This window comes from Luteococcus sp. Sow4_B9 (assembly GCF_052116585.1).
Classification (GTDB): domain Bacteria; phylum Actinomycetota; class Actinomycetes; order Propionibacteriales; family Propionibacteriaceae; genus Luteococcus.
On record NZ_JBQKKT010000020.1, the window covers coordinates 1 to 11,957 of the forward strand.

General features: G+C 66.5%; 13 protein-coding genes. 4 read left to right on the plus strand and 9 right to left on the minus strand.

Going from position 1 to position 11,957, the window contains the following annotated elements:
* Nucleotides 1-60 precede the first annotated feature (60 nt).
* The 7 genes from pstB to mshD all read right to left on the minus strand — a co-directional run bounded on the left by pstB (nucleotide 61) and on the right by mshD (nucleotide 8,230).
* A complete protein-coding gene (pstB, locus tag ACTQ49_RS11530) occupies nucleotides 61-840 on the minus strand; it encodes a phosphate ABC transporter ATP-binding protein PstB (protein ID WP_441827987.1) in 780 nt (259 codons plus the stop codon).
* A gap of 24 nt (nucleotides 841-864) precedes the next feature.
* Complete coding sequence (gene pstA, locus ACTQ49_RS11535; RefSeq protein WP_441827988.1) at nucleotides 865-1,938, minus strand: phosphate ABC transporter permease PstA; 1,074 nt, start codon at nucleotides 1,936-1,938, stop codon at nucleotides 865-867.
* Nucleotides 1,938-2,918: a phosphate ABC transporter permease subunit PstC gene (gene pstC, locus ACTQ49_RS11540; RefSeq protein ID WP_441827989.1), complete on the minus strand. Its 981-nt coding sequence runs from the start codon at nucleotides 2,916-2,918 to the stop codon at nucleotides 1,938-1,940. The genes pstA and pstC overlap by 1 nt, the downstream gene beginning before the upstream one ends.
* Before the next feature lie 97 nt (nucleotides 2,919-3,015).
* On the minus strand, nucleotides 3,016-4,089 hold the full coding sequence (pstS, locus tag ACTQ49_RS11545; protein WP_441828034.1) for a phosphate ABC transporter substrate-binding protein PstS: 1,074 nt from the start codon (nucleotides 4,087-4,089) through the stop codon (nucleotides 3,016-3,018).
* Between the two features lie 182 nt (nucleotides 4,090-4,271).
* A complete protein-coding gene (locus ACTQ49_RS11550; protein ID WP_441827990.1) occupies nucleotides 4,272-5,153 on the minus strand; it encodes an NUDIX hydrolase in 882 nt (293 codons plus the stop codon).
* Nucleotides 5,154-5,224: 71 nt separating this feature from the next.
* The gene (locus tag ACTQ49_RS11555) at nucleotides 5,225-7,318 is read right to left on the minus strand and encodes an RNA degradosome polyphosphate kinase (protein WP_441828035.1); all 2,094 of its coding nucleotides are present in this window, start codon (nucleotides 7,316-7,318) and stop codon (nucleotides 5,225-5,227) included.
* A 21-nt stretch (nucleotides 7,319-7,339) separates the two neighbouring features.
* Complete coding sequence (mshD, locus tag ACTQ49_RS11560) at nucleotides 7,340-8,230, minus strand: mycothiol synthase (protein ID WP_441827991.1); 891 nt, start codon at nucleotides 8,228-8,230, stop codon at nucleotides 7,340-7,342.
* A 100-nt stretch (nucleotides 8,231-8,330) separates the two neighbouring features.
* On the opposite strand from mshD, the gene ACTQ49_RS11565 reads away from it, so the two are divergent.
* Nucleotides 8,331-8,951 carry a hypothetical protein gene (locus ACTQ49_RS11565; RefSeq protein WP_441827992.1) on the plus strand — a complete coding sequence of 207 codons (621 nt, stop codon included), beginning with the start codon at nucleotides 8,331-8,333 and terminating at the stop codon, nucleotides 8,949-8,951.
* 19 nt (nucleotides 8,952-8,970) lie between these two features.
* On the opposite strand, the gene ACTQ49_RS11570 is transcribed toward ACTQ49_RS11565, so the two are convergent.
* Nucleotides 8,971-9,930, minus strand: coding sequence for a hypothetical protein (locus ACTQ49_RS11570; RefSeq protein WP_441827993.1), 960 nt, complete (start codon nucleotides 9,928-9,930; stop codon nucleotides 8,971-8,973).
* Between the two features lie 100 nt (nucleotides 9,931-10,030).
* On the opposite strand from ACTQ49_RS11570, the gene ACTQ49_RS11575 reads away from it, so the two are divergent.
* A complete protein-coding gene (locus ACTQ49_RS11575) occupies nucleotides 10,031-10,705 on the plus strand; it encodes a winged helix-turn-helix transcriptional regulator (protein WP_441827994.1) in 675 nt (224 codons plus the stop codon).
* Between the two features lie 48 nt (nucleotides 10,706-10,753).
* Here ACTQ49_RS11575 and dtd read toward each other — a convergent pair whose 3' ends face one another.
* A complete protein-coding gene (gene dtd / locus ACTQ49_RS11580) occupies nucleotides 10,754-11,209 on the minus strand; it encodes a D-aminoacyl-tRNA deacylase (protein WP_441827995.1) in 456 nt (151 codons plus the stop codon).
* A 102-nt stretch (nucleotides 11,210-11,311) separates the two neighbouring features.
* Here dtd and ACTQ49_RS11585 point away from each other — a divergent pair, with 102 nt between their 5' ends.
* Entirely contained in the window at nucleotides 11,312-11,440 is a 129-nt protein-coding gene (locus ACTQ49_RS11585) for a hypothetical protein (RefSeq protein ID WP_441827996.1), read from the plus strand.
* Nucleotides 11,440-11,943 (plus strand): FABP family protein, encoded by a 504-nt coding sequence (locus ACTQ49_RS11590; protein WP_441827997.1) that lies wholly within the window; start codon nucleotides 11,440-11,442, stop codon nucleotides 11,941-11,943. The genes ACTQ49_RS11585 and ACTQ49_RS11590 overlap by 1 nt, the downstream gene beginning before the upstream one ends.
* The last annotated feature ends 14 nt before the right edge of the window (nucleotides 11,944-11,957 follow it).

Below are 11,957 nucleotides of genomic sequence, written 5' to 3' on the forward strand. Positions count from 1 at the left end.
GCCCCCCCCCCCGGGGGGGGCGGGGCCCCCGTCCTGGTTGCCCACGGAAGGGGCGGTGGATCATCCGAAGCGACCGGTGATGTAGTCCTCGGTGGCCTTCTCGTCCGGGTTGGAGAAGATCTTGTCGGTCGGGCCCATCTCCACCAGACGGCCGGGCTTGCCCTGGGCCTCCAGGTTGAAGAAGGCGGTGGTGTCGGAGACACGCGCGGCCTGCTGCATGTTGTGGGTCACGATCACGATCGTGTACTCTTCGCGCAGCTCCTTGATCAGGTCCTCGATGGCCAGGGTGGAGATCGGGTCTAGAGCCGAGCAGGGCTCGTCCATCAGCAGCACGTCGGGACGCACGGCGGTGGCGCGGGCAATGCACAGACGCTGCTGCTGACCACCCGAGAGGCCGGAGCCGGGACGGTCCAGACGGTCCTTGACCTCATTCCACAGGTTCGCACCCTTGAGGGCGCGCTCGACGGTCTCGTCGGCCTCGGCCTTGGACACGCGGGCGTTGTTGAGGCGCAGACCAGCCAGCACGTTCTCACGGATGGACATGGTCGGGAAGGGGTTGGCCTTCTGGAAGACCATGCCCACCTGACGACGGACACGCACCGGGTCGATGCGCTTGTCGTACAGGTTGGTGCCGTCGAGCAGCACCTCGCCCTCGGCGTAGGCACCGGGGATGACCTCGTGCATGCGGTTGAGGCAACGCAGCACGGTGGACTTGCCGCAACCCGACGAGCCGATGAAGGCCGTGACCGAGCGGGGCTCGATCGTCATGTTGACATTCTGCACGGCGTGGAACTTGCCGTAGTAGATGTTGAGATCCTTGGTTTCAATGCGCTTGGACATGTGTTGCTTTCTTGTTGCGACGGGTCAGCGATTGCCCTTGGGGGCGAACTTCCAGGCGAGCAGGCGGCCGATGAGGTTCAGCACCATGACGATCGCCACCAGGGTCAGAGCGCCGGTCCAGGCGCGGTCGTAGAAGGGTTCCTGCGGGATGCCCGGGGTCATGTACTGGTAGTACACGTAGACGGGCAGGGTGGTCATCGGGCCCTCCACCGGGTTGGTGTTCATGCTGGCGGTCAGGCCAGCGGTCACGAGCAGAGGAGCGGTCTCACCAATGACTCGCGCGACGGCCAGGATGGCGCCGGTGATGATGCCGGCGATCGAGGTGGGCAGCACGATCTTGGAGATGGTCTTCCACTTCGGCACGCCCAGGGCGTAGGAGGACTCACGCAGGTCATTGGGGACCAGTCGCAGCATCTCCTCGGTGGAACGGACGACGGTGGGGATCATCAGCACGGACAGGGCGATGGCTCCTGCCAGGCCCATCTTGGTGCCGGGTCCGACGATCAGGGCGATCAGGGCGTAGGTGAACAGGCCGGCCACGATCGAGGGGATGCCGGTCATGACGTCGACGAAGAAGGTGATCGAGCGAGCCAGTCGGCGCCCGTAACCGTACTCCACCAGGTAGATGGCGGTGAAGATGCCGATTGGCAGCGAGATCAGAGCGGCCAGGCCCGTCACGATGAGCGTGCCGTAAATGGCGTGGATGGCGCCGCCACCCTCACCGACGACATTGCGCATGGAGTAGGTGAAGAACTGGGCGTCCAGACGAGCGAGGCCCTTGCCGATGGTGGAGATGACCAGGCTGACCAGCGGCACCAGGGCCAGCAGGAAGGCGCCGGTGACCAGGTGCGTGGCCAGACGATCCTTGGCCTTGCGGATCCCCTCGACGGACATCGAGAGCGCGAACATGGTGATCAGGAAGACCAGGCCGCCCAGCAGGACGGTGCCGGTGTAGCTGAACGAGCCCAGCAGGGTGACCAGAAGGGCGCCGACGGCCAGGGAGGCAGCCAGCACTCCCCACGTCGCGTTGGCAGGCAGCTGACCGGCAGTCATGCGGCGCGAGGTCTGGACCTCAGCGTTGGTGGTTGCAGTCGACATCAGTTGGCTCCCGAGAATTCCGAGCGGCTGGAGATGATCCAGCGGGCGATCATGTTCACGATCAGGGTGATGATGAACAGCACCAGCCCCGTGGCGATCAGCTGGTTGGTGCCCAGGCCGTAGGCCTCGGGGAAGGCCAGCGCAATGTTCGAGGCGATCGTGTTGGGGTTCTGCGGGGTCAGCAACGCGAAGGAGATGACGCTCGCGGGCGAGAGCACCATGGCAACGGCCATGGTCTCACCGAGGGCGCGGCCGAGGCCGAGCATGCTGGCCGAGATGATGCCGGGCATGCCGAAGGGCAGGACGGCCTGACGGATCATTTCCCACTTCGTTGCACCGAGGGCCAGCGAGGCTTCCTTGTGCAGGCGCGGGGTCTGGAGGAAGACCTCACGGGTCAGGGCGGTGATGATCGGCAGGACCATCACGGCGAGGACGATCGAGGCCGTGAGGATGGTGCGGCCGGTGCCGGAGACCGGGCCGGAGAAGAGCGGAATGAAGCCCAAGTTCTTGTTCAGCCACAGGTACAGCGGCTCTCGCACCATCGGCGCGAGGACATTGATGCCCCACAGGCCGTAGACCACCGACGGGACTGCAGCCAGCAGGTCGATGACATAACCCAGACCGGCCGCGAGCTTGCGCGGTGCGTAGTGCGAGATGAACAGGGCGATGCCGATCGCGACCGGCACGGCCATCAGCATGGCCAGGAAGGCAGACCAGACGGTGCCGAAGGCGAAGGGGGCAACGTACTTCCAGAAGTTGCCGTACGGGAGTTTCTCGACATTGGCAGTGAGGGCCGGGATCGACTGCACAACGAGGAAGGTCGCAACGGCGGCCAGAATGACGAGGATGAATGCGCCCGAACCGGTGGACAGACCCTTGAAAATGGCCTCGCCCACGCGCTTGCGGGACTGGAAGAGTTCGGCGGCGGACCGCTTCGGCTCAGCTGTGCCGGCCGGCTGGTCCTCTGGGGTGTGGGACATGCTTGCTCCTGACCTACCTGGGGTGGATTCTAGGGACTCTCCGGGCAGCGCACACCCCCGAGAGATCTCGGGGGTGTGCGCTTTGGTGCTCAGGGAATCACTTCACCGAATCGATGGAAGCCTTCACCTTTTCCGACAGGGCAGCGGAGAGCGGGGCAGCGCCGGCGGTCTCCTGGGCCTTCTTCTGGCCCTCCTCGGACGCCATGTAGGTGGCGTAGGCCTTGACCAGCTCAGCCTTCTTGTCGTCCTTGTAGTCTTGGCAGAGCATGACGTAGCTGACCAGGACGATCGGGTAGCCCTCGGCCTTGCGGTCGAGCTTCAGGGCCAGGTCGTGCTCGTGACGACCCTCGACCTGCGGCGAGTTCTCGACGACCTTGGCGGCGGCCTCCTCGGTGGGGCCGGAGTACTTGCCGCCCTCGCCGATCTCGGCGACCTTCAGCGAGCCGGCCTGCGAAGCGTCGGCGTAACCGATGGTGTTCACGCCGTTCTGGACGGCGGCCACGACACCGGAGGTGCCCTTGGCGGCCTCGCCGCCCTTGTACTGCCACTCGCCGTCGGCCTTCTTGTCCCACACGCTGGGGGCAACCTTGTTCAGGTAGTCGGTGAAGTTCTCAGTGGTGCCCGAGTCATCCGAACGGTGCACGGCGGTGATGTTCGCGTTGGGCAGCTTGGCGTCGGGGTTCAGCTTGGCGATCTTGGGATCGTTCCACTTCTTGATGTCGCCCTTGAAGATGCCGGCGGTGGTGGCGGCGTCCAGCTGCAGCTTGTCGACACCCTCGACGTTGAAGATCACGGCGATGGGGGAGATGTACAGCGGCAGGTCGTAGGCGATCGAGTCGGCGGTGCAGTTGCCGAACTTGCCCGCGACGTTCTCCTCGTCCTTGAAGGCACGGTCGGAGCCGGCGAAGTCGGTGCCGCCGCCGATGAAGGCCTCACGGCCAGCGCCGGAGCCCTCGGGCGAGTAGTTGATGGTCACGCCGGTGTTGGCCTGCTGGAAGGCGGACACCCAGTTCTCCTGGGCGACCTTCATCGAGGAGGCGCCGGTGCCAGTGATCGTGCCCGAGAGGGACGAGGCGGAGGCGTTGTCGGAGCCGGCATCGGTGCCCTCATTGGCGGCACAGCCGGTGAAGGCCAGCGCAAGGCTGACACCAATCGCTGCAAACGGACGCATCTTGTTCACGGGTTGGTCCCTTCCGGGGGTAAGCAATGATGTGTCGGGCTGTGGGACCCGACGGTGCCCGAATGGGCACGCTGCTGCGACGCTAGACCCGGTATGTGTACGAAGGGGCGATCGACGATGAACGGACGGTTAACGCGTTTTGTTCGTCTGCTGATCTTTCTGGCGCTCCGACGTCAGGCGATGCACTTGTGGTTCTCCACGGTCAAGGGATGGCCCTCGGGGTCGAGGTGTACCACCAGCACCTCCCCGACCAGCATGGCCTTGTCAGGGACCTCAAGCCCTTGACGCATGTCGGGCAGCACGGGCCGGTGGCCACAGACCGCCACGGTTGTTCCCTCGGCAGCAATCCGTCGCCTGGTGGCAGCCATGAGTTGTTGAACCTCTGAGCCATGTCCTTCGGCCTCTTCCTCGCTGAGGAGCGAGATTCCCACCACGGGGAGGTTGCGCTCGAGGGCGAAGGGGATCAGGGTCTGCATGCAGCGGGTGGACGTCGACGAGAGCAGTTCGCTGGTGCCATAGGCGGCGAGCAGTCCACGGATCTGGCGGGCCTGCTTGCGTCCCCGTCTGGACAATGGTCGGCGGGCATCGCTGCCGGTCCAGTGTTTGCGCAGCATCGCCTTGCCGTGCCGCACGACCAGCAGGGTGCCGGCTGATTCGAGCTCCAGCGCCCGGGTGAGGATCTCCGCCTCATTGGGATAGCTGAGCTTCTCCAACGCCTTGTCCAGTGGCATCCAGACGGCCTTCTCCACCTCCTTGTTGGGCTGGCGGCGGCGTTCGTGTTCGACGATGCCCATCCACCAGCTGACCACCTTGCGCTGCTTGCCCACGTCATAGCGGGTCTGGCCCACGGGCAGGCCCAGGTGGATGCGTACCCCGGTCTCCTCGTGCACCTCGCGCACTGCGGTGGCGGGCAGGTCCTCGTCGGTCTTCGGCTTGCCCTTGGGCAGCGACCAGTCCTTGTGCGTGGACCGGCGCACCACCAGCACCTCGCGTCGGTCACCCTCGCCGCGCAGTACGACGGCTCCTGCAGCGGTGATCCTTCCCTTGCTACCCATTGCCGACACCCATGTCCTGTGAAACCATCCATCCTTCCCGATCGCCGCGTGGGGCGTGACCTGCGGCCGGTTCAGTGGCGACGCTGGCGCGTCTGCAGCACTGCCTGTTCCTGCAGGTCCACCAGCGGCTGGCCGTGCTCGTCCGTGGTGTGGGGGGTCCACTGGTCATCGACCAGCTGCCAGGAGACGGTTCCCTCGTCGAAGGCCGTCTCGAACATGGCCTCCACCTCCTGGATGTGGCGACGGTTGGTGAGGCTGACCACCACCTCCACCCGTCGGTCCAGGTTGCGGTGCATCAGGTCCGCCGAGCCGATCCCGACGGCCGGGTGCCCGTCATTGGCGAACCAGAAGATGCGGGAGTGCTCCAGGAAACGGCCCAGCACCGAGCGCACCCGGATGTTCTCGCTGAGGCCGGGAATGCCCGGCTTGATGGTGCAGATGCCGCGCACCCACAGGTCCACCGGAACACCGGCCTGACTCGCCCGGTACAGGGCGTCGGTGACCTTCTCGTCCACCAAGGAGTTGACCTTGATCTTGACGCCGGCGGGCTTGCCCGCCCGCTTGTTGGCGATCTCGTTCTCGATCTGCTCGATGAGTCCCCTGCGGATGCTGTGCGGGGCGACCAGCAGACGGCGGTAGTTCGTCTCCTGTGTCATGCCGGACAGGTGGTTGAACAGACGAGCGACGTCATCGGTGATGATCGGATTGGACGTGAGCAGCCCCATGTCCTCGTACATCCGCGCGGTCTTGGGGTTGTAGTTGCCGGTGCCGATGTGTGCATAGCGGCGCAGGCCGTCGCCGTCATCGCGAACCACCATGCACAGCTTGCAGTGGGTCTTGAGGCCAACCATTCCGTAGACCACGTGGACGCCGTACTTCTCCAGCTTGCGGGCCCAGGCGATGTTGTTCTGCTCGTCGAAGCGGGCCTTGATCTCCACCACGGCCAGCACCTGCTTGCCGGCCAGTGCAGCCTCGATCAGGGCGTCCACGATCGGCGAGTCACCGCTGGTGCGATACAAGGTCTGCTTGATCGCCAGCACCTTGGGATCGGCTGCGGCCTGCTCCACGAAACGCTGGACGCTGGTGGCGAAGGAGTCGTACGGGTGGTGCAGGAGCACCTCCCGCTTCTTGAGCGCGGCGAACATGTCCGCGGGCTTGGCCGTCTCCACCTCGGCCAGGTCCGGGTGCGTGATCGGCAGGAAATTGGGGTACTTGAGATCGTCGCGGTCCACTCCCGCCAGACTGAACAGTCCGGTCAGGTCGAGCGGCGCGGGCAGGCGGAAGACCTCCTTCTCCCGCACGTCGAGCTCGCTCATCAACAGCTCGAGCATCGTGTCGTCGATGTCGTCCTGCACCTCGAGGCGCACCGGGGGGCGTCCCACCTTGCGGCGCAGCAGTTCCTTCTCCAGCGCGAACAGGAGGTTCTCGGCGTCGTCCTCCTCCACTTCCAGGTCTTCATTGCGGGTGACGCGGAAGGTGGTGTGCTCCAGTACCTGCATGCCGCTGAAGAGCTGGTCCAGGTGCCGGCTGATGATCTCCTCCAGCGGCAGGAAGCGGCCATTGCCCAGCTCGATGAAACGGCTCAGCACGGTCGGCACCTTGACCCGGGCAAACTGGCGGGCGCCGGTCAGCGGATTCTTCAGCAGCACGGCCAGGTTGATGGACAGCCCGCTGATGTAGGGGAAGGGGTGGCTCGGGTCGACGGCCAGCGGGGTGAGGATCGGGAAGATGCGTTCGCTGAACAGCATGCGCATCTGGTCCTTCTCGTCGGCGCTCAACTCGTCCCAGGTCAGGATGACGATGCCATTGCTCGCCAATTCGGGGCGCACTTCCTCCGAGAAGACCCGGGCCTGCTCGGAGACCAGCTCCTGGGTGCGGGCCAGGATCGAGTCGTGCAGATCGCGCGGCATCTGACCGGTGACGCTGGGGACGGCCACGCCGGCATCGATGCGGCGCTTCAGGCCGGCGACGCGCACCATGAAGAACTCGTCCAGGTTCGACGAGAAGATGGCCAGGAACTTGGCGCGCTCCAGCAGCGGGATGCGCAGCGAGTCCTTGGACAGGTCGAGGACCCGGTTGTTGAAGGCCAGCCAGCTCATTTCCCGGTCGGCGTAGCGATTGGGGGGCAGCTCGGTGGTCTGCTCCGCGGTGGGGGTGGTGTCCATCTCGGCGTTCAACGGTGCTCCTCAGCAGGCGTAGCTGGCGTCTCGGGTGATGACCTTGAAACTGGCGGCCTCATACATCCGGACCACTCTGGCAGAGCTCGCCTCCACATAGAGGCAAACGCGCCGCACACCCTTTTCGGTGAGGTGGGCCAGTCCGGCATCGAGCAGCGCCCGCCCGATCCCGCGGCCAGAGGCATCGGGGGAGACCCCGATCACGTAGACCTCGCCGACCAGTTCGTCGGGGTGCTGGGGGTCGCTGTGTTCGGTCTTGGTCCAGTGGAAACCCAGCAGGGCACCGGACTCGTCGTCGATGGCGACGAGGATGCCGTCGGGATCGAACCACGCCTCCGCGGCCCTCATCCGGAAGTCGGCCAGGCTCAGCGCACCCTGTTCCGGGTGGCTGGCGAAGGCCTCCCCGTTCACCTCGACGAGGGCCTCGGCATCCGAGTCCCGGAAGCGTCGGATCGTGATCCCGTCGGGAGCCGCCAGTCCTTGGACGGGCGAGGCCATCATGTCGCGTTCCATGATCAACAGCTCGCGTTGCAGACTGGCGCCCAGCGTCGCGGCGAGTGCCTGCGCGCCTGCCAGATTGCCAAAGGCCCACCACACCGGCGTCTTCTCCACGGCCAGCACAGCCTGGGACAGGGCCGTGCCGATTCCCTGGCGACGGAAGTCCGGATCCACCAGCAGCTGGGCCGAATGGCTTCGCGGGCAGCACTGCGCATAGCCGATCACCTGGCCGTCCCGATGGGCCAGCCAGTGCACGGCGTGACCCTTCCCGGCCAGAGCGAAACGGGCCACCTCGTTGAGGGGCTGGACTCCGTCGTGGCTGGCCACCCGGCCCACCAGTCCTTCGACGGCAGCGCGTTCGGCGGGCGTCAGGGCACCGGTTCGCTTGATGGGAGTGTTCACGTCCATCACGCTACCGTGCAGCAGCCGCGCCGTCTTCCCCGAGCCAGACCGGAGGTGGTGCGTCGGGTCCCGGAGGGAGCCGACAGGCTAGGCTCGTGACATGACCAGTCCGGAGCGGGAGCCTGCCCAGCCGCTGCCGGCAGTGGCCCCGCAGCCGGCAGTGGCCCGGCGCACGGCGCCGCTGCTCGTGCAATTGGGTCTGGCCTGTGTGGTGGCTCTGGCGGGTCTTGCCTGCAACACGATGACGTCGCGCACACTGCTGCGGCTGGCTGACACGGCGCGCCTGTGGCCGATGTTGGCGAACCTGGCGAGTGTCCTGCTGTTGCTGGTGTGCCTTGGCCAGTTCCTCGTCTGGCGGCAGGCGCAGCAGGAGTGGACCGGGCGCAAGGACGTCTCGCTGATCCATCTGCTCACCCCGTCGGCACTCGGACGCTGGGTCGCGCTCGCCTGCGGTCTCGCCGGCCCCTACGCGGCAGTGCGCATCATGCAGGCCTCCTCGACGCAGGAGGCATCGTGGGGATGGGCGCTGGCCGGTGGCATCTGCACCGTGCTGGCCACCGCATTCGGCGGGATCCACCGATTCGATCCGGCCGGGCCGCGGGGCGTCGTGCCGCAGCGCTGGGAGCGGGGACGTGAGGTGGTCACCGATGAGCTGCTGGCCGCCCACGTGGATCCGGAGGCGGACACCGTCATCCTGCGCAGGCAACACCCCGGCTCCTGAACGTCGACCGCCACGACTGTCAGGAACGTCGTACCAGGAATTCCACCTCGGTGATGATCACCGCATTGCGCGAGATCTGGGTCTCGCCGGGCTGGGTGGAGCCGGTGATCTGCAGTTGCATGCCACCGTCGGCATTCGTCTCCGGGATGCGGATTTCCTGCAGTGCCGGGTGCAGGTCTGCCAGCTCCTGGACGAAATAGGCATTGTCCAGCGCAGGGAAGCTCCAGCTGACCTCGCTGATCCGCCGGTACTGCGGGTAGAGCTCCAGTCCGTCGACGGACTTGGTGTAGCCATTCGTGAGCCGGACCCCCACCACCTTGGTGCCGGGGGCAAAGGTGAAGGCCAATGTGTGGGTCAGGCCTGATCCGTCACAGCGCCACCCGGTGCTCCGATCTCCGTCGAGCACCCGGGAGGCTTCGCTTGGGATCATCGTCCCGTCATAGCCCGGCTGGGGTGGTGCGGTGCAGGAGGCGATGACCCCCGTCGCCTTGACGGTGCTCACCGCTCCTCCCCATGGCGTGGCGGTGGGGGCCGGGGCCACGGAGGAGGCCGTCGACGCACTCGGTGGTGCCACCCGCTGCTCACGGTACTGGCGCCAGGCCTGGCTGCCCAGGGATCCCACGGCCAGGGCGACGACGGCGGTTCCGGCGAGCATCAGTACCGGAAATCCGTGTTGGCGCTCCTTTGGCTCATCGTCGATCATGTCGACGCTCGGCGCGACACCCACGGAGTGTGAGGCGGAAGAAGGCCTGGCCGGACCCTCGAAGACGGGACCCGGGGTTGGCTCGGCGTGGTCCCGTTCCGGCGGCGGCGTCGACTGGCCGCGGGCCGTCTCCTCCCGGTTGTGGGGGCGATAGCCCGGCTTGAACTGGTCGGTCCAGCGTTCCTCGGCCGCGCCGGGATCTGCAGTCCCTTCGCCCCGGTCAGGGCGGTCAGGCTGCTCTGGCCGGAACCATTCCTCCGGGAAGTCGCCGCTCATGATGTCCATCATCCTAGTCATGGGGCGGTAACGCTTGCATCGGGTGGGACGATGGCGTGGGCGAAATGCCCCGGACAGGCGCACGGAATGAGGAGGACGCATGGCCACACTGGCGGTTGTCGGACCCGGTGACGTCGACTCCCTCCCGGCTGCCTTCGGGCTGTTGGACCACGCCCTGGTCCAGGTCTCGTCCGGCAGCTGGACCCCTCCCGCGGCGACGGACGTCGTCCTGGTGGATGGTCGCGATGATCTGGCCTTGGCTCGCGACGCGTGTCTCCAGCTGGCTGCGCACGACTGCCAGGCGCCGGTGCTGCTGGTGGTCACGGCCCAGGCGCTGGGCGTCTTCGGCCCCTCCTGGGGCATTGCGGACTTCGTGTTGGACACGGCGGAGCCGGGGGAGATCGAGGCGCGGATCCGCCTGCTGCGCAGGGAGAACGCGGGGAGCCACATCGTGCGGTGTGGTCCGCTCGTCATCGATGAGGACGCCTACACCGTCATGCTGGGCGGGCAACCCCTGGAGCTCACCTACACCGAGTTCGAGCTGCTGAAGTACTTTGCCCTCAATCCGGGGCGCGTGTTGAGCCGTGACCACCTGCTCAGTGAGGTCTGGGGCTACGACTACTATGGCGGCACCCGCACGGTCGACGTGCACGTGCGGCGGCTACGCGCCAAGCTGGGCCCCGAGTACGACGGTCACATCGGCACGGTGCGCAATGTCGGCTACCGCTTCCTGGCCACCCGCCAGCCCGGCCCCGCCGCGCCGCCCCATCCCTGAGGAGCGAACCCAGGATCCAGCCACGGGTCCTGGCTTCCCGCGCTCCTGTCAGGCCGAGGTGCGGGGTGCGAAGAGCTCCTCGGAGTCCAGCAGAATGGTGACCGGCCCGTCATTGACCAGGCTGACCTGCATGTCCGCGCCGAAGACGCCGGTTTCCACCGGCGCTCCCAGCGCGCGCAGGGAGTCGACGAAGGCGTCGACCAAGGGCTCGCTGACCGGCCCCGGGGCGGCCGCGCTCCACGACGGTCGCCTGCCCTTGCGCGAATTGGCGTAGAGGGTGAACTGGCTGACCACCAGGAGGGGAGCGCCGATGTCGCTGGCTGACTTCTCGTCGTCCAGGATGCGCAGGCCCCACAACTTCTCGGCCATCCGCTGCACCACGCTCTCGTCGTCGGTGTGGGTGATGCCCACCAGGAGCACCAGACCAGGGCCGGGGAGCCGGCCCACCACGTCGCCGTCCACGCTGACCTGGCCCTCCAGGGCCCGCTGCACCACAACACGCATGGGCCGAGGATAACCACAAGCTCCCGGGGTCTGACCGGTCCGGAGGGTCGGCGGCACATCGGTGGGAAGAAAAGGCGCAGCCCGCTGGTTAGACTCGCGTAGGTGGCCTACATCAACATGATCATCCTGGTGGTTGCCTGCGCCCTCGTCGGCGTGGCATGCCTGGCAGTCCTGGCCACCCTGCTGCTGCCCGACGGATGGCGACCACGACGAACGAAGCGAGACAGCTGATGGCCTTCCAGATCCCCGAGGACCTCAACCCGGCCCTGTTCCCCCTGGCCTGGATGATTGGCCGTTGGCGTGGGAACGGGCACGGCACCTGGCCCGGCCATGGCGAGTTCGAGTACGGCATGCAGGTGGACTTCGAGACCAACGGTGGTCCCTACCTGCACTACATCTGCCAGAGCTACAAGGTGGATGCCCAGGGCACCCCCATCGAGCCGATCAGCATGGAGACCGGCTTCTGGCGCCCCAGCGAGGACAAGAAGCACCTTGAGGTGGTGCTCAGCGCGCCGGAGGGGTGGAGCGAGGTGTGGACGGGCACCATTGACGGTGCTCGGATCGATCTGGTGACCGACGCCGTCATGCGCACCGAGAATGCCGACGTGGAGTACACCGGAGGTTCGCGGCTCTACGGCCAGGTGGAGGGTGACCTGTTGTGGACCTTTGATCGGGCCACCACCAACCATCAGCTGCAGCCCTACCTGTGGGCTCGCCTGCAGCGCGTGGCCTGACCCTTTCGCCAGAC